The organism is Pantoea sp. B9002 (assembly GCF_013385945.1).
Taxonomy (GTDB): Bacteria; Pseudomonadota; Gammaproteobacteria; order Enterobacterales; family Enterobacteriaceae; genus Pantoea.
The window spans coordinates 98,239-114,620 of the sequence record NZ_JACAPA010000059.1 but is presented as its reverse complement, the minus strand read 5'-3'; the positions used below and the strand labels follow the sequence as shown (position 1 = coordinate 114,620).

The 16,382-nt window shown below is 57.0% G+C and carries 14 protein-coding genes; 11 read left to right on the top strand and 3 right to left on the bottom strand.

What is annotated here, in order from left to right; translation table 11 throughout:
* Positions 1 to 55 precede the first annotated feature (55 nt).
* Both aas and lplT read left to right on the top strand, forming a co-directional pair.
* Positions 56 to 2,206, top strand: a complete 2,151-nt coding sequence (gene aas / locus HX773_RS23800; protein WP_176973576.1) for a bifunctional acyl-ACP--phospholipid O-acyltransferase/long-chain-fatty-acid--ACP ligase — start codon at positions 56 to 58, stop codon at positions 2,204 to 2,206.
* Positions 2,203 to 3,393: a lysophospholipid transporter LplT gene (gene lplT, locus HX773_RS23795; RefSeq protein WP_176973575.1), complete on the top strand. Its 1,191-nt coding sequence runs from the start codon at positions 2,203 to 2,205 to the stop codon at positions 3,391 to 3,393. Before aas ends, lplT begins: the two co-directional genes overlap by 4 nt.
* 120 nt (positions 3,394 to 3,513) lie before the next feature.
* Here the strand turns inward: lplT and HX773_RS23790 are convergent, their stop codons facing one another.
* From HX773_RS23790 to mutH, 3 genes are all read right to left on the bottom strand, one after another.
* Positions 3,514 to 4,554 (bottom strand): NADP(H)-dependent aldo-keto reductase, encoded by a 1,041-nt coding sequence (locus tag HX773_RS23790; protein ID WP_176973574.1) that lies wholly within the window; start codon positions 4,552 to 4,554, stop codon positions 3,514 to 3,516.
* 144 nt (positions 4,555 to 4,698) lie between these two features.
* Positions 4,699 to 4,917, bottom strand: coding sequence for a YgdI/YgdR family lipoprotein (locus HX773_RS23785; protein ID WP_176973573.1), 219 nt, complete (start codon positions 4,915 to 4,917; stop codon positions 4,699 to 4,701).
* 104 nt (positions 4,918 to 5,021) lie between these two features.
* Positions 5,022 to 5,708, bottom strand: coding sequence for a DNA mismatch repair endonuclease MutH (gene mutH / locus HX773_RS23780; protein WP_176973572.1), 687 nt, complete (start codon positions 5,706 to 5,708; stop codon positions 5,022 to 5,024).
* Between the two features lie 682 nt (positions 5,709 to 6,390).
* Here mutH and rppH point away from each other — a divergent pair.
* From rppH to recC, 9 genes are all read left to right on the top strand, one after another.
* On the top strand, positions 6,391 to 6,918 hold the full coding sequence (gene rppH / locus HX773_RS23775; RefSeq protein ID WP_007890933.1) for an RNA pyrophosphohydrolase: 528 nt from the start codon (positions 6,391 to 6,393) through the stop codon (positions 6,916 to 6,918).
* Between the two features lie 12 nt (positions 6,919 to 6,930).
* Entirely contained in the window at positions 6,931 to 9,177 is a 2,247-nt protein-coding gene (gene ptsP / locus HX773_RS23770) for a phosphoenolpyruvate--protein phosphotransferase (RefSeq protein WP_008109260.1), read from the top strand.
* A 94-nt stretch (positions 9,178 to 9,271) separates the two neighbouring features.
* Positions 9,272 to 10,153, top strand: a complete 882-nt coding sequence (gene lgt, locus HX773_RS23765) for a prolipoprotein diacylglyceryl transferase (RefSeq protein ID WP_008109262.1) — start codon at positions 9,272 to 9,274, stop codon at positions 10,151 to 10,153.
* Complete coding sequence (gene thyA / locus HX773_RS23760) at positions 10,150 to 10,944, top strand: thymidylate synthase (RefSeq protein ID WP_176973571.1); 795 nt, start codon at positions 10,150 to 10,152, stop codon at positions 10,942 to 10,944. The genes lgt and thyA overlap by 4 nt, the downstream gene beginning before the upstream one ends.
* A 212-nt stretch (positions 10,945 to 11,156) precedes the next feature.
* Positions 11,157 to 11,627, top strand: a complete 471-nt coding sequence (locus HX773_RS23755) for a prepilin peptidase-dependent protein (protein ID WP_176973570.1) — start codon at positions 11,157 to 11,159, stop codon at positions 11,625 to 11,627.
* The gene (locus tag HX773_RS23750) at positions 11,618 to 12,157 is read left to right on the top strand and encodes a prepilin peptidase-dependent protein (RefSeq protein WP_176973569.1); all 540 of its coding nucleotides are present in this window, start codon (positions 11,618 to 11,620) and stop codon (positions 12,155 to 12,157) included. The genes HX773_RS23755 and HX773_RS23750 overlap by 10 nt, the downstream gene beginning before the upstream one ends.
* Complete coding sequence (locus HX773_RS23745; RefSeq protein WP_176973568.1) at positions 12,154 to 12,576, top strand: DUF2509 family protein; 423 nt, start codon at positions 12,154 to 12,156, stop codon at positions 12,574 to 12,576. Before HX773_RS23750 ends, HX773_RS23745 begins: the two co-directional genes overlap by 4 nt.
* Positions 12,509 to 12,850, top strand: a complete 342-nt coding sequence (locus tag HX773_RS23740) for a prepilin-type N-terminal cleavage/methylation domain-containing protein (protein ID WP_110867962.1) — start codon at positions 12,509 to 12,511, stop codon at positions 12,848 to 12,850. Before HX773_RS23745 ends, HX773_RS23740 begins: the two co-directional genes overlap by 68 nt.
* Positions 12,851 to 12,919: 69 nt before the next feature.
* On the top strand, positions 12,920 to 16,300 hold the full coding sequence (gene recC, locus HX773_RS23735) for an exodeoxyribonuclease V subunit gamma (RefSeq protein WP_176973567.1): 3,381 nt from the start codon (positions 12,920 to 12,922) through the stop codon (positions 16,298 to 16,300).
* Positions 16,301 to 16,382 lie beyond the last annotated feature (82 nt).

Genomic DNA, 16,382 nt, shown 5'->3' with positions numbered 1-16,382 from the left:
AATCCCCAGATCCTGCATCGTAAGAGCCATTTTTTACGAATGCTAAGGAGCTGGCATGTTACTGACCTTTTTCCGTTTTCTGTTCCGTGTGCTGTGGCGCGTGGAACTGCGCGGCGATCTCGCGGCGCTGCACAAAGAGAAAGTGCTGATTACCCCCAATCACATGTCGTTTCTGGATGGGGTTTTACTGGCGCTGTTTCTGCCGATCAAACCGGTGTTTGCGGTCTATTCATCAATCAGCGATCAATGGTTTATGCGTCTGCTGAAGCCGATTATCGACTTCGTTCCGCTCGATCCCACCAAGCCGATGTCGATCAAACATCTGGTGCGCATGATCAATCAGGGCCGTCCAGTGGTGATCTTCCCGGAAGGGCGCATCACCGTGACCGGATCGCTGATGAAGATCTACAGCGGCGCGGGCTTTGTGGCGGCGAAATCCGGTGCCACCGTGGTGCCAATGCGTATCGAAGGCGCGGAATATACGCCGTTCGGTCGTCTGGCGGGCGTGTTTAAACGCCGTCTGTTTCCGCGCATCACCTTAACGGTGCTGCCGCCAACGGTAATTCCGATGCCTGAAGCTAAGCGCGCGCGAGATCGCCGCACGCTGGCGGGCGAACACTTGCACCATGTGATGATGGAAGCCCGCATGGCGGTGCGTCCGCGTGAAACGCTGTTCGAAGCTTTCCTTAATGCGCGTCAGCGTTATGGGGCGATGAAGCCGTGCATCGAAGACGTCAACTTCAAACCGGATAGCTACACCGGTTTGCTGAAGAAAGCGCTCGGCGTGGGCCGCATTCTTGAGCGCTACAGCCAGCAAGGCGAATACGTCGGACTGCTGCTGCCGAACGCCACGGTGACGGCGGCGGCGATTCTCGGTGCGTCGCTGCGCGGCCGCGTTCCAGCCATGCTGAATTACACTGCGGGCGTCAACGGCATGCGCGCGGCGCTGACCGCTTCACAGGTCAAAACTGTGTTCACGTCGCGGCAGTTCCTCGAAAAAGGCAACCTGTGGCATTTGCCGCAAGGGCTGACTGAGGTGCAGTGGATCTATTTGGAAGATCTGAAAGATACCGTCACCTTGCAAGACAAGCTGTGGATTCTGGCGCATCTGCTGATGCCGCGTCGTGCGCAGGTTAAGCAGCAGCCAGAAGAGGCGGCGATGGTGCTGTTTACCTCCGGTTCGGAAGGTAATCCCAAGGGCGTAGTGCACTCGCATAAAAGCCTGCTGGCCAACGTTGAACAGATTCGTACCGTGGCGGATTTCACCCCGCGCGACCGCTTTATGTCGGCGCTACCGCTGTTCCATGCTTTCGGTTTAACCGTTGGCCTGTTTACCCCGCTGCTGACCGGCGCGCAGGTGTTTCTCTATCCGAGCCCGCTGCATTACCGCATCGTGCCGGAGCTGGTTTACGACCGTAACTGCACCGTGCTGTTTGGTACTTCAACCTTCCTCGGCAACTACGCGCGTTTCGCCAGCCCTTACGATTTTGCGCGTCTGCGCTATGTGGTGGCGGGCGCGGAGAAACTGCAGGAAGCGACGCGTCAGATCTACATGGAGAAATACGGCATCCGCATTCTTGAAGGCTACGGCGTGACGGAGTGCGCGCCGGTGGTGGCGATCAACGTGCCGATGGCGGCAAAAAATCACACCGTGGGCCGCATTCTGCCGGGCATGGATTCGCGTCTGATTTCGGTGCCGGGCATTGAGCAGGGCGGTCGCCTGCAGCTGCGCGGTCCAAACGTGATGAACGGTTATCTGCGCGTGGAGAATCCGGGCGTGCTGGAAGTGCCGGTCGCCGATAACGGCGAAGGCGAGATGGAAGCGGGCTGGTACGACACCGGCGATATCGTCAGCTTTGATGAAGGTGGTTTCTGCCAGATTCAGGGCCGTGCGAAACGCTTCGCCAAAATTGCCGGTGAGATGGTGTCGCTGGAGATTGTGGAGCAGATTGCGCTGAAAGCCTCTAACGAGAAACAGCATGCGGCGTCGCTGCGTCCGGACGGAAATCGTGGTGAAGCCTTGGTGCTGTTTACTACCGATAGCGAGTTGGGCCGCGACACGCTGCTGAAAGCCGCACGTGAGATTGGCGCGCCGGAACTGGCGGTGCCGCGTGATATCCGCGTGATGAAACAGCTGCCGATGCTGGGCAGCGGCAAACCGGACTATGTCAGCCTGAAGCAGCTGGCGGAAGAGGAGCAGGCATGAGCCAGGCGTTAAATAACGATGCACCGCTGTTATCGCGCAACATGCTGGCGGTGATTGTCGCGCAGTTCTTCTCGGCATTTGGCGACAACGCGCTGTTGTTCGCCACGCTGGCGCTGCTGAAAAATCAGTTCTATCCGGACTGGAGTCAGCCGATCCTGCAAATGCTGTTTGTCGCCACTTACATTCTGCTCGCGCCGTTCGTTGGACAGATGGCGGATAGCTTTGCCAAAGGTCGGGTAATGATGTTCGCCAACAGCCTTAAGCTGCTTGGCGCGCTGACCATCTGCCTCGGCTTCAATCCGTTCCTTGGCTATACGCTGGTGGGGATTGGCGCGGCATCCTATTCACCGGCTAAGTACGGCATCCTGACGGAGATCACCAGCGGTGAACGGCTGGTAAAAGCCAACGGCTTAATGGAAGGTTCGACCATTGCGGCGATTCTGCTGGGTTCGGTGGCGGGCGGTATTCTGGCGGACTGGAACCTGGTCGCCGCGCTGGTGGTGTGTGCCATGACCTATGCGATGGCGGTGGTGGCGAACATCTTTATTCCGCGCCTGACGGCGGCGCGTCCCGGCCAGAGCTGGCATTTTGGCGCGATGCTGCGCAGTTTTATCGCGGCCACTAAGCTGCTGTGGCGCAACGGCGAAACGCGCTTCTCGCTGCTCGGCACCAGCTTGTTCTGGGGCGCGGGCGTGACGCTGCGTTTCCTGCTGGTGCTGTGGGTGCCGGTGGCGCTCGGTATCAGCGACAACAAAACCCCAACCACGCTGAATGCAATGGTGGCGATTGGCATCGTGATTGGCGCGGCAGCGGCTGCGAAGCTGGTGACGCTGCAAACCGTGCGTCGCTGCATGCCAGCCGGTGTGCTGATTGGCGTGATGGTGGTGGTGTTCGCGTTGCAAACCAGCTTGTTGAATGCCTATCTGGTGCTGATGCTGATTGGTGCGCTGGGTGGTTTCTTCGTGGTGCCGCTCAATGCGCTGTTGCAGGAGCGTGGCAAGGCGTCCGTGGGTTCAGGCAACGCGATTGCGGTGCAGAATCTCGGTGAGAATACCGCAATGCTGCTGATGCTGGGATTGTATACCGTGGCGATTAAGCTGGGCGCGCCTGCAGTGGCGACCGGCGTCGGATTCGGCGCGATTTTCGCCGTGGCGATTGCGGTGTTGTGGTGGAAAGCGCGGAAATAGCAAAACGCATAGCGTCGTAGCGGCGCAATTTATTGCGCTGTGGCGAATGCCGCACAATGGGAAAAATGTGCGGCGTTTTTAAAGAGCGCGATAAATCGCGCCGCTACGGTGTGGTGCGATTTATGGCGCTGGATAGGTAAACTGGCGATGAATCGCTTCCAGTTCCTCTAACACATCGGCGTTCAGCGTCAGATTGAAACTCTCAACGTTAATCTTCAACTGCTCCAACGTGGTGGCGCCCAGCAAGGTGCTGGCGACAAACGGCTGTTGACGCACATACGCCAGCGCCATCTGCGACGGATCCATATTGTGCTTCTGCGCCAGCGCAACATAGGCAGCAATCGCCTGCTGTGACTGATCGCCGCTGTAGCGGGTAAAGCGACTAAACAGCGTATTGCGCGCACCGGCTGGTTTCGCACCGTTCAGGTATTTGCCACTCAACGTACCAAACGCCAGACTTGAATACGCCAGCAGCTCGACGCCTTCATGCTGGCTGATCTCCGCTAAACCGACCTCGAAGCTGCGGTTCAGCAGGCTGTACGGGTTCTGGATGGTAACGATACGCGGCAACTCATGTTTTTCAGCCAGCTGCAGGTAACGCATCACGCCCCACGCGGTTTCGTTCGACACGCCAATGTAGCGAATCTTACCGGCGCGCACCTGTTCGGTCAGCGCTTCCAGCGTTTCCAGCAGCGTCACCGGCACGCTGGAATCGGTGTATTGATAGCCCAGCTTGCCGAAGTAGTTGGTCTGACGCTGCGGCCAGTGCAGCTGATAGAGATCGAGATAATCGGTGTTCAGGCGTTTCAGGCTGGCATCCAGCGCTTCGCGGATGTTTTTGCGATCCAGCGCCTGATTCGGGCGAATCGACGCATCCGCGCCGCGTACCGGACCGGCCACTTTGCTGGCGAGGATGATTTTGTCACGGCTGCCGCGCTTCTTCAGCCAGCTACCAATGTATTGTTCGGTTAATCCCTGGGTTTCCGGGCGCGGCGGCACCGGATACATTTCCGCGGTATCAATCAAATTGATGCCACTGCTAACCGCGTAATCAAGCTGTGCGTGGGCGTCGGCTTCGCTGTTCTGCTCACCAAACGTCATGGTTCCAAGCCCCAGCTGACTCACTTCCAGCGTGCTATGGGGAATACGGTGATAGTGCATGTGCCGGCATCCTTTTTTCATTATGAAAGGGAATGTTGTGTCCTTTGGGACTATAGCGTGTGAAGCGGCGCGGAAGGAAGAGGGGAAAGTTCGGGAAATCGCCTGCACAAGGGGAAAACGCGTGCAGGCAGGGCAATTTGGCACTTAACGCTCAATGATGGTTGAAACCTCGTCACCATTGATCTGCATCTGATGGCCTTTCTCATCGGTGTACTGTACCAATCCGGTCTCTTTATCGATGGCGGGTTTGCCATCTGTCATGATCATGCGGCCATCTTTGGTCGCCATGACGTAATCACTGCTACAACCACTCAATAACAGCGTCACCAAGGTTAAACCTACTGCACTCACCAACCCTTTCATTCTTATCTCCTTCTCGCGACTTCAACAGCAAAAGTGTAGTAATAAATGCTTTCGTCGTTAGGAGTAATCGCATCATTCCTAAAATTATCGGCAGCAATATGCATTTACAGTAAAAAATGTCGCGCCAAAAGCGGACCGGTGAAGCTTTTCTTCAGATAAAAGCCGCGCGGTAGCGTCATGATCGGCTCGCCGTGTTCGCCAATCGCTTCAGTCAACGCTTTGCTGTTGGCGGCTTTAGGGCGGATTTGCAGCCAGGCACCGTGACGTGCGGTGATGCGCTCCACTTGGCCGAGCACAATCATATCCATCAACTCTTCCCAGTCTTCGCGCAGCTGCTGCTCCTCTTCTGCACTCGGACGCCACAGCAGCGGCGAACCGACGCGGCGCTCGGCTAACGGCAAGGCACGATCGCCTTCGATCGGGATCCACAGCACCCGCGCCAGTTTGTGCCGCACATGGCTGGTTTGCCAGGTCACGCCGCTATTGCCGGTTAACGGCGCGACGCACACGAAGGTGGTTTCCAGCGGCTTGCCCTGCGCATCCACCGGAATGGTTTTCAGCTCAATGCCGAGATGGGCGAAATCCTGCTCGGCTTTGCTGCCGGCGATGGCGCCCAGATGCAGTTCTAACAGCATGCCAACCCAGCCTTTGTCGCGTTTCAAATCTGCCGGAATCGGCAGGTTAATCTGCGCCGCCAGCGCGGCAAAGGTCTGTCCCGCCAGCTGCTGTGCGCGCTGCAGTAATTCCGCTTCGTTTTCAGGTGGCGATGGCAATAACGGTGAGGAGTGCATGCTAAAACTCACATTGGTTGAAGAGTGAACAGTAAACGCGAGCCGGGTTTGTCCACATGGCAGTTAGTTGAATAAAGGTGATAATAGCATGATTCAGCATGCTTTTTTATTCCAATAGAATCGGGCGATCCGATGATATGGCCAGGTTATCCCAGCTTGTTATCGACAATGAACAGGTGTTGAACCTAGTTATCCACAGAAAAGTGGGGTAACACCCCTTTCGCTGTACCCCTGTTTCCATTTACAGCCTTGACTTTCGCGTTTTGAACGCTTTTTTTCCTTTCTTTGGCCAGGTTTAGGGCATTCTCTGTGGATAAAAACGTCGGTGATGGATCTTTAACCGATCGAAAAAACTGAGCGGAGTATAACCGTGGATCCTGGTAAAGATTTAACGGTTAATAAGTTATATGACAATGAAAAATATGCTTTTTATTGCTGTTGTCATGTTGAGTAATGAGATTTATCCGAAGGGGTTATTCAATTCATTCCCGTGTTCTGCACAAAGCTATCCACAGAAAACGTGAATAAGATCGCCGATAAATGGGCCTCTCTGTTTATAACTTGGCTAATCTCTGTGAGTTATCCTGTTTTTATTCCGTCTGCGGCCCGCTATCCAGTGGTTTACCGCCTGTAAGGAGTGTGAAACAATCAGGCTATTCAAATTTAGCTTTGAGGTAGTCCAGTGATCGATGATGATGGCTACCGCCCGAATGTTGGTATCGTAATCTGTAACAGGCAAGGACAAGTGTTGTGGGCCAGGCGCTTTGGACAGCACTCCTGGCAATTTCCTCAGGGAGGCATCAATCCGGGTGAAACTGCTGAACAGGCGATGTATCGCGAACTGTTCGAAGAAGTGGGTTTACACCGCAAAGATGTTCGAATACTTGCTTCAACCCGAAACTGGTTACGCTACAAGTTGCCAAAACGTTTGGTGCGTTGGGACACAAAGCCGGTGTGTATCGGCCAGAAACAAAAGTGGTTTCTTCTGCAGTTGATGTGCAGTGACGCGGAAATCAATGTGCAGCACAGCAGCACGCCCGAGTTTGATGGTTGGCGCTGGGTTAGCTTCTGGTATCCGGTACGTCAGGTGGTCTCTTTCAAGCGCGATGTGTATCGCCGCGTGATGAAAGAATTCGCGGGCGTAGTGATGTCTATGCAGGAGAGTGCGGGGCAGCGTAATAACGCCGCCCAACGACGTAAAAGAGGATAGGCCACGCCCTTTATGCTCACTCAGTTACGCGAAATTGTAGAGAAAGTGGCGAGTGCTCCACGTCTGAATGAAGCACTCGACATTCTGGTAAACGAAATTTGCCTTGCGATGGAAACCGAGGTTTGCTCGGTTTATCTCGCCGATCACGATCGTCGTTGCTACTACCTGATGGCGACACGCGGGCTAAAAAAGCCGCGTGGTCGTACGGTCACGCTGGCGTTTGACGAAGGCATTGTTGGCCTCGTTGGACGCTTAGCCGAGCCGATCAACCTCGCCGACGCGCAAAGCCATCCCAGCTTTAAATACATTCCTTCTGTTAAAGAGGAGCGTTATCGCTCCTTCCTCGGCGTCCCGATTATCAGCCGCCGCCAGCTGCTTGGCGTGTTGGTTATCCAGCAGCGCGAACACCGTCAGTTTGATGAAAGCGAAGAGTCATTCCTCGTCACGCTCGCCACGCAAATGGCGGGATTGCTGTCGCAGTCGCAGCTCGGTCAACTGTTTGGTCAATTCCGTCAGACGCGGGTAAAAGCGATTGCCGCTGCGCCGGGCGTGGCGGTCGCGCCGGGTTGGGTGGATGAAACCCAGCCGCTGCTCGATCAGGTTTCCGCTGCGTCCACCCTTGACGTGCAGCGCGAACGCGAGCGTCTGGTGCTGGCGATGGGCGAGGCCGGCAACGAATTCCGCCGCTTCAGCAAACGCTTTGCTGCCAGCGTGCAGAAAGAGAGCGCGGCGATCTTCGATCTCTATTCGCACCTGCTCACCGATGCACGCCTGAAAAAAGATCTGTTTGATGAGATCGAGCGCGGATCGGTTGCGGAGTGGGCGGTTAAAACGGTGATCGAGAAGTTCGCCGAGCAGTTCGCCAACTTGCAGGATCAATATTTACGCGAGCGTGCCGGCGATTTGCGCGTGCTCGGTCAACGTCTGCTGTTCCACCTCGATGATTCCCTGGTCGGCACCAATGCCTGGCCGGAACGCTTCGTGTTAGTCGCTGATGAACTCACCGCCACCACGCTGGCTGAATTGCCGCAGGAGCGTCTGGCGGGCGTGGTGGTGCGCGACGGTGCCGCCAACTCGCATGCGGCGATTTTGACGCGCGCGATGGGTATTCCCACCGTGATGGGCGCCGATATCCTGCCGGCGCAGCTCAACAAACGCTTGCTGATTGTTGATGGTTATCGCGGCGAAGTGCTGATCGATCCGGAACCGGTGCTGGTGCAGGAGTATCAGCGTTTAATCAGCGAAGAGAACGCGCTGAGCAAAATGGCCGAAGGCGTGGTCGAGCAGCCCGGCGAGCTGAAAAGCGGTGAACGCATTCAGGTGATGCTGAATGCTGGTCTCAGCCCGGAACACGAGCAGGCGCTCGATAACTGGGTGGATGGCATCGGTCTGTACCGCACCGAAATTCCATTCATGCTGCACAACGGCTTCCCGTCCGAAGAGGAGCAGGTGGCGCAGTATCAGGGCATGTTGCAGCTGTTCTACGACAAACCGGTGACGCTGCGTACGCTGGATGTCGGCGCGGACAAACAGCTGCCGTATATGCCGATCAGCGAAGAGAATCCGTGCCTTGGCTGGCGTGGCATTCGCTTAACGCTCGATCAGCCGGAAATCTTCCTGGTGCAGGTGCGCGCGATGCTGCGCGCCAATGTGGCGTCTGGCAACCTGAGCATTCTGTTGCCGATGATCAGCCACATCGATGAGATCGATGATGCGCGTCGCCTGATCGATCGTGCCGGCCGCGAAGTGGAAGAGATGCTTGGCTATGTGATTCCCAAGCCGCGCATTGGCATCATGATTGAAGTGCCGTCGATGCTGTTTATGATCCCGCATCTGGCGGATCGCGTGGATTTCGTCTCCGTCGGCACCAACGATCTGACGCAATATCTGCTGGCGGTTGATCGCAACAACACGCGCGTGGCGAACCTGTATGATTCGCTGCATCCGGCGATGCTGCGGGCGCTGCACACCATTGCCAGCGAAGCCCGCCAGGCCAAACTGGAGCTCTGCTTGTGTGGTGAAATGGCCGGCGATCCAATGTGTGTCGCGCTGTTAGTGGGCATGGGATATCACCATCTCAGCATGAACGGCAAGAACGTGCCGCGGGTGAAATATCTGCTGCGCCATCTCGATTTTGAAGAGGCGCAGAAGCTCAGCGAGCATGGACTGGCCGCGCATACCGCCTCGGAAGTGCGCCATCTGGTCTCCACCTTTATGGAGCGCCGTGGTTTAGGCGGTTTGATTCGCGGCGGGCGTTAACGGTTACAACTTCACGACCTGTAAAAAAAGTGGCTGTGCTATCATGCGCAGCCTTTTATTGTCCCGTTTCAGGGCAGAAAAATGATGGTGAAAGATGACTGACGGCTACATTTCGTTTCCCCAATTCGATCCGGTAATTTTCTCTATCGGACCGGTTTCGCTTCACTGGTACGGCTTGATGTATCTGGTGGGCTTTGTATTTGCCATGTGGCTGGCGACGCGCCGAGCCAACAAACCTGGCAGCGGCTGGAAAAAAGAGGAAGTGGAAAACCTGCTGTATGCGGGCTTCCTCGGCGTATTCCTCGGTGGACGTATCGGCTATGTGTTGTTCTACAACCTGCCGCTGTTCCTTGAGAATCCGCTGTATCTGTTTAAGGTTTGGGATGGCGGCATGTCGTTCCACGGCGGCCTGATTGGTGTGATTGTGGTGATGCTGATCTTCGCACGCCGCACCAAGCGCACGTTCTTCCAGGTAGCGGATTTCATTGCCCCGCTGATCCCATTTGGTTTGGGTGCCGGTCGTCTCGGTAACTTCATCAACGGCGAACTGTGGGGCCGCGTGGCACCCGATTTCAAATACGCGATGTTGTTCCCCGGTTCACGCAGCGAAGATATCGCGCTGGCGGCCAATAATCCGCAGTACCAGGAGTTGCTGAACACCTACGGCGTGCTGCCGCGTCATGCGTCGCAACTGTATGAGCTGTGCCTCGAAGGCATTGTGCTGTTCATCATTCTCAACCTGTTTATTCGCAAGCCGCGTCCCATGGGCAGCGTCTCGGGCCTGTTCCTGATTGGCTACGGCGCATTCCGCATCATCGTGGAGTTCTTCCGTCAGCCGGATGCGCAGCTTGGCTTGTTTGAAGGCGGCGTCAGCATGGGACAGATTCTGTCGATCCCAATGATTCTGGCCGGTGTGATTATGATGATCTGGGCGTATCGTCGTCGCCCGCAGCAACAAACTCGTGAGGTAAAATGAAACAGTATCTGGACCTAATGCAACATGTGCTGAATGAAGGCGCAGAAAAGGCCGACCGCACCGGCACCGGCACGCTCTCCATCTTTGGCCACCAGATGCGTTTCAATTTGCAGGACGGTTTTCCGCTGGTCACCACCAAGAAAGTGCACCTGCGCTCCATCATTCATGAGCTGCTGTGGTTCCTGAAAGGTGAGACCAACATCGGTTACCTGAAAGAGAACAAGGTCACCATCTGGGACGAATGGGCAGATGAGAACGGCGATCTTGGCCCGGTGTACGGCAAGCAGTGGCGCAGCTGGGGCAGCGCCTCGGGTGAAGAGATTGATCAGATCAGTAAAGTGATTGAGCAGCTGAAGCGTGACCCGGATTCGCGTCGCATCATCGTCTCAGCGTGGAACGTGGGCGAACTGGATCAAATGGCTCTGGCGCCTTGCCACGCCTTCTTCCAGTTCTACGTGGCTAACGGCAAGCTCTCTTGCCAGCTCTATCAGCGCTCGTGCGATATCTTCCTTGGTCTGCCATTCAACATCGCCAGCTACGCGCTGCTGGTGCATATGGTGGCGCAGCAGTGCGATCTCGAGGTGGGCGATTTTGTCTGGACCGGTGGCGATACTCATCTGTACAGCAACCATTTAGAGCAGGCGCGCCTGCAATTGACGCGTGAGCCGCGTCCGTTGCCGAAGCTGGTGATCAAGCGTAAACCGGCCTCTATCTTCGATTATCAGTTCGATGATTTCGAGATTGAAGGCTACGATCCGCACCCAGCGATTAAAGCGCCTGTCGCAATTTAACAACACTCCGTAGGGTCGCCATTCATGGCGACCTCTACTCACCCGCACCTCAATTCTCACTGCATCTCACTCTCCAAATCGCACCTCAATTCTGAATCCGCCTCACAAAACGCTGTATCCCTCTGCATACCTCAACGATTTCCTGCGCAACGTTTCCCAACGCCGATTTCTCCCGCTTGTTCAACCTCATCCCAGTGGGCAGATTACCCGCCATGAACAGACACGATAACCACGGCTTCACCTTGCCCGAACTGTTATTGGTGATGGTGATCGCCGGCATACTTAGCGTCGGTGCGCTGCAAGGTTGGCAGCGCTGGCAGCAATATCAACAGCTGCGCGACAGCGTACTGCAACTGCAGGGATTTCTGCTGCGTTTGCGCGCCCATGCTAACTGGCACAACCGCGATCTCACGCTGTGGCTACAGAGCGGTGAAAACGGCTGTCTTGGCGCGGGACCTAAACCTGCAGAAGGTTGCGCATTGTCCTCGCGCTGGTTATTCAAACCGCCGCACGACAACGTGCGCCTTGTCGCCATCACCGGTGACGTCGGTTTTTACGGTCGGCGTGATGTCGCGCGTCCCGGCAGCATCGATCTCTCCAGTGCGGCGGGGCGCTGGCGCTTAATCATCTCCGCCAGAGCGCGCATCCGTGCCTGTCAGCCGGGAGAGAAAGGATGCGAATAGCGCAACGCGGATTCAGCCTGCTGGAGATGCTGATTGCCATGGCGATTGGCGCGGTGCTGATGATCAGCGTCGGGCGATTTTTACCGCTGCTGCTGGAGCAGAATCTGCGCCTGCAACAGCGCGTGCAGTTGCAACAGGAGCTGCAGCAGATCGCCAATACGCTGCAAAAAGCGCTGCGACGTGCCGGCTATTGCCACGGCCAGTGCAGCGGTTCGGCGCTAACACTCGCCGCCAGCGGCAGCTGCATGCTGCTGCGCTGGGATGAGAACAGCAACGGGCGCTGGGAAGGCGTGGGCCACAGCGAAAGTGACTATTACGGCTATCGGCTGCGCAGCGGACAGCTTGAAATGCAGCGTGGCGTGGATGAGTGCAACAGCAGCGGCTGGGAGAAACTCTCCGATCCGGCTTTTCTCACCATCGATGCCTTCAAGCTTGAACGGCAGGGAACGCGTCTGGTGCTGCAACTGGCGGGACACGCCAACAGCCAAAGCGTGGAGCTGGAAAGCTGGATAGAAGGAATCAATCTGTGAAGCAGCGCGGCAATAGCACGCTGGGCATGGTGCTGATGATGTTACTGATGGGCGGATTGACGCTACACGCCACGCGAACGCAGCTCTCACAAAGCATGGTGTTAGTGGCTGACGAGCAGTTGCACAGTCAGGATTTCTGGCAGGCGCAGGCGGCGTTAGCGTGGGGCGGCGTGCAAAACTGGGCGCAGGCCACCGGCTGGCAATGTCAGCAATGGACAGCAGAACAGTGGCAAAGCTGCCTGCTACGAATGGAGGATGACAATGCGTTGCTATCGGGACATGGAGAAGGGCGCGCGCTATGGCTCTATCGTTGGGTATCCATCCCCAACACGCAACCACAGCCGCAAGCGCATGGCTGGATCGATTACTGCCCGCTGTCGCAGCCGGCGCTGTGCCAGCCAGAAGCAGCAGGGCTTTAGCCTGGCGGAAACGCTGGTGGCGATGCTGTTGCTGGCGATGACCATCAGCACATTGCTGCAATATCATCGCGCGCTGGCGCTGGGTTTTAGCCAGCAGTGGCAGCAGCGTCAGGCGTGGCGCGTTGCCGGTCAGGCGTTGCTTGGACGTGACGTTGAGGGATGGCAGAGTCAGCGCCAGCAGCAGAGCCTGGCGGGCGGCTGCACGCTGGAGCGCGTCACGGTTACGGGACCACAGCAGCGTTCCGCCTCACTGGCGCAGCTCAATTGCCACTAGCGGTAGGCATCGCAGGTGATAAACGGTAGAGTGGCTCGGCTGCGTTGTTGTCTTGTGTTTAGGAGAAATATGTTCCGGGTCTATCACTCTAATCAGCTTGATCTGTTGAAAAATCTGGCAGGTATTCTGATTGAAAATCAACCGCTGGCCGATCCGCTGGCGGCTGAGCAGGTGCTGGTACAAAGCCCAGGCATGGCGCAGTGGCTGCAAATGGAACTGGCTAACAGTTTCGGCATTGCCGCCAACATTGATTTCCCGCTGCCTGCGAGCTTTATCTGGAACATGTTCGTCAAGGTGCTGCCCGATATTCCTGAAGAGAGCGCCTTCACCAAAGCCAGCATGAGCTGGAAGCTGATGCATCGCTTGCCGACCTTGCTGGAACAGGACGCTTTCCAGCCGCTGCGTCACTACCTCAATGACGACGACAACAAGCGCAAGCTGTATCAGCTCAGCGCCCGTGTTGCCGATCTGTTTGACCAATATCTGGTGTATCGCTCGGACTGGCTCAACAGCTGGGAGCGCGGTGAAATGATTGATGGCTTAGGTGAATCGCAGCAGTGGCAGGCGCCGCTGTGGTGCGATCTGGTCAATTTCACGGAAAGCCTCGGTCAGCCGATGTGGCATCGCGCCAACCTCTATGCGCGCTTTATCCAAAAGCTGGAACAGGCGCAAACGCCGCCGCCGGGCTTGCCGCAGCGCGTGTTTATTTGCGGTATCTCCGCGCTACCGCCGGTCTATCTGCAGGCGCTGGAAGCGCTGGGCCGTCACATTGATATCCATCTGCTGTTCACCAATCCCTGCCGTCACTATTGGGGCGACATTCAGGATTATGCCTTTTTGGCCAGGCTGCAAAGCCGCCAGCGCCGCCGCATACAATCGGATGAGCTACAGCCGCTGTTCCGCGATCCGGCTAGCGCGCCGGCATTGTTTAACGACATCGGCGAGCAGCAGCTGACCAATCCGCTGCTGGCGTCATGGGGCAAACTGGGGCGCGATAACCTGTTTCTGCTGAGCCAGATGGAGTCCGCCGCCAACGACATTGATGCCTTCGTCGAGATGCCTCAAGACAATCTACTGCACAGCTTGCAAGCGGATCTGCTCAATCTGGATGATAAAGCGGTCATTGGCCTCAACGCCGGTGAGCTGGCGAACAGCGCCGAAAAACGCCTGCTAGATCCTGAAGATCGCTCAATCACGCTGCAGGTGTGCCACAGCGCGCAGCGTGAAGTTGAAGTGCTGCAGGATCATCTGCTTACGCTGATGGAAGCCAACCCCGAACTCAAGCCACGCGACATCATCGTGATGGTGGCGGATATCGACAGCTACGCCCCTTTTATTCAGGCCGCTTTTGCCAGCGCGCCGAGCGAACGCTATTTGCCGTTCGCCATCTCCGACCGTCGCGCCAGTCAGGCGCATCCGGCGATTCTGGCGCTGCTCAGCTTGCTGTCGCTGCCTGAAAGTCGCTTCGCCTCCGAAGATGTGCTGGCGCTGCTTGAGGTTCCCGCATTGGCGCAGCGCTTCTCGGTGGATGAAAGCGGGCTGCGCCTGCTGCGCCGCTGGGTGATGGAATCCGGCATTCGCTGGGGATTGGATGATGCCAGCGTGGAAGCGCTGGCGCTGCCGGTAACCGGACAACACACCTGGCGCTTCGGCCTGCAGCGCATGCTGCTCGGCTATGCGTTGGAGAGCCGCAACGGCGACTGGCAAGGGATTCTGCCGTATGACGAATCCAGCGGTTTGATCGCTGAGCTGGCGGGTCATCTGGCTGAACTGCTATCGCGACTGGAAGAGTGGCGTGCGCGTCTGGCAGAAGAGCGCACGCTGGCGGAGTGGCAGCCGCTGTGTCGTGAGCTGATTGAGTGCTTCTTCAGCGGAGACGCCGAAAGTGAAGCCGCGCTGCTGCTGGTGGAAACGCAGTGGAAACAGATTATCGAGCAGGGCATGCAGGCGGCATATCAACAGCCGATTCCTGTTACGCTGCTGCGCGATGAGCTGCGTTCGCGCCTCGATCAACAGCGCATCAGCCAGCGTTTTCTTGCCGGTCCCATCAACTTCTGTACGCTGATGCCGATGCGTTCAATTCCCTTCAAAGTGGTGTGTTTGCTGGGCATGAACGATGGCGTCTATCCGCGCACCTTAGCGCCGCTTGGCTTCGACCTGATGCAGCAACAGATGCGCAAAGGCGACCGTAGCCGCCGCGATGATGACCGCTATCTGTTCCTCGAAGCGCTGATCTCGGCGCAGCAGCAGCTCTATATCAGTTACATCGGCCGGGCGATTCAGGACAACACGGAGCGCTATCCATCGGTATTAGTGAGCGAGCTGGTGGATTACCTGGGTCAAAGCTTCCGTTTGCCGGGTGATGAAGCGCTCGAACCCGATATCAGCGAGCAGCGCGTGCGCGAACATCTGCAAAAGCTGCATAGCCGCATGCCGTTTGCTGCGGAGAATTTCCAGCCGGGCGCACACGGGCAAAGCTTTGCTGCGGAGTGGTTGCCCGCGGCCACCGGTAGCGGCGTGGCACAGCCGGATTTTGTGCAGCCCTTGCTGCCTGCACCGTTAGAAACCTTGTCGCTGGAGCAACTGCTGCGCTTCTGGCGTCATCCGGTACGCGCCTGGTTCCAGCAGCGCTTGGGTGTGGCTTTCTGGATGGAAGAGAGCGAGCTGCCCAACAGCGAACCGTTCGCGCCTGACAGCCTCGAACGCTACCAAATCAACGCCCAATTGCTGAATACGCTGGTCAACGGTGACGATCCGGCGCAGCTGTATGCGCGTCACCGCGCCGCTGGCAATCTGCCTTATGGCGCGTTCGGGGAACTTTTCTGGCAGAGCCAGACCGAAGAGATGCAGGAAGTGGCCGCCGAGGTGAGTGGTCAACGCCAGCCCGCTGAAAGTTGGGAAATCAATCTGACGCTCGGCGCAGTGCAATTGACCGGCTGGCTGACGCAGGTGCAAGCTGATGGCCTGCTGCGCTGGCGTCCGGGCGTGCTGAACATGAATGATGGTCTGCTGTTATGGCTGGAACATCTGGTGTATTGCGCGTTGGGCGGCAGCGGTGAAAGCCGCATGTACGGTCGTAAGCAGAGTCACTGGCGCTTCGCGGCGCTGCCTGCTGAACAGGCGCTGTCGCTACTGCATGAGTATGTTGCGGGTTATCAGGCCGGATTAGTCCAGCCGCTGCTGCTACTGAATAAATCCGGCGGAGCCTGGCTGGAAGCCAGCTTTGATAGCAAGTCACAGCAGTTGCTGGAAGACGAAGCAACGCAGAAAAAGGCACTTAACAAATTGCTGCAAGCCTGGCAGGGTGGTTTCCAGGTGGAAGGCGAGGGCAGCGATCCCTATCTGCAACGCCTGAGTCGCTCATTGGACGATGAGGCCGTGCAGGCGATTACTGCCGCCGCACGCCAATGGTATTTGCCGGTGCGCCTGGCGCATCAAAATGATGAATAGCAATGGGATACGGCCTCGTTTGAGGTTGTTCCTGACACGATAAGAAAGTTTGTCTATTTCACCGCTGGGCACACAGCCAGCG

What these genes read in the sequence shown, in the direction of transcription:
- HX773_RS23740 (WP_110867962.1), top strand. Translation starts at nt 12,509, where the DNA reads ATGGCTGGATCGATTACTGCCCGCTGTCGCAGCCGGCGCTGTGCCAGC.
- lgt (WP_008109262.1), top strand. Translation starts at nt 9,272, where the DNA reads ATGACTGACGGCTACATTTCGTTTCCCCAATTCGATCCGGTAATTTTC.
- HX773_RS23790 (WP_176973574.1), bottom strand. Translation starts at nt 4,554, where the DNA reads ATGCACTATCACCGTATTCCCCATAGCACGCTGGAAGTGAGTCAGCTG.
- HX773_RS23785 (WP_176973573.1), bottom strand. Translation starts at nt 4,917, where the DNA reads ATGAAAGGGTTGGTGAGTGCAGTAGGTTTAACCTTGGTGACGCTGTTA.
- HX773_RS23750 (WP_176973569.1), top strand. Translation starts at nt 11,618, where the DNA reads ATGCGAATAGCGCAACGCGGATTCAGCCTGCTGGAGATGCTGATTGCC.
- mutH (WP_176973572.1), bottom strand. Translation starts at nt 5,708, where the DNA reads ATGCACTCCTCACCGTTATTGCCATCGCCACCTGAAAACGAAGCGGAA.
- lplT (WP_176973575.1), top strand. Translation starts at nt 2,203, where the DNA reads ATGAGCCAGGCGTTAAATAACGATGCACCGCTGTTATCGCGCAACATG.
- ptsP (WP_008109260.1), top strand. Translation starts at nt 6,931, where the DNA reads ATGCTCACTCAGTTACGCGAAATTGTAGAGAAAGTGGCGAGTGCTCCA.
- aas (WP_176973576.1), top strand. Translation starts at nt 56, where the DNA reads ATGTTACTGACCTTTTTCCGTTTTCTGTTCCGTGTGCTGTGGCGCGTG.
- thyA (WP_176973571.1), top strand. Translation starts at nt 10,150, where the DNA reads ATGAAACAGTATCTGGACCTAATGCAACATGTGCTGAATGAAGGCGCA.
- HX773_RS23755 (WP_176973570.1), top strand. Translation starts at nt 11,157, where the DNA reads ATGAACAGACACGATAACCACGGCTTCACCTTGCCCGAACTGTTATTG.
- recC (WP_176973567.1), top strand. Translation starts at nt 12,920, where the DNA reads ATGTTCCGGGTCTATCACTCTAATCAGCTTGATCTGTTGAAAAATCTG.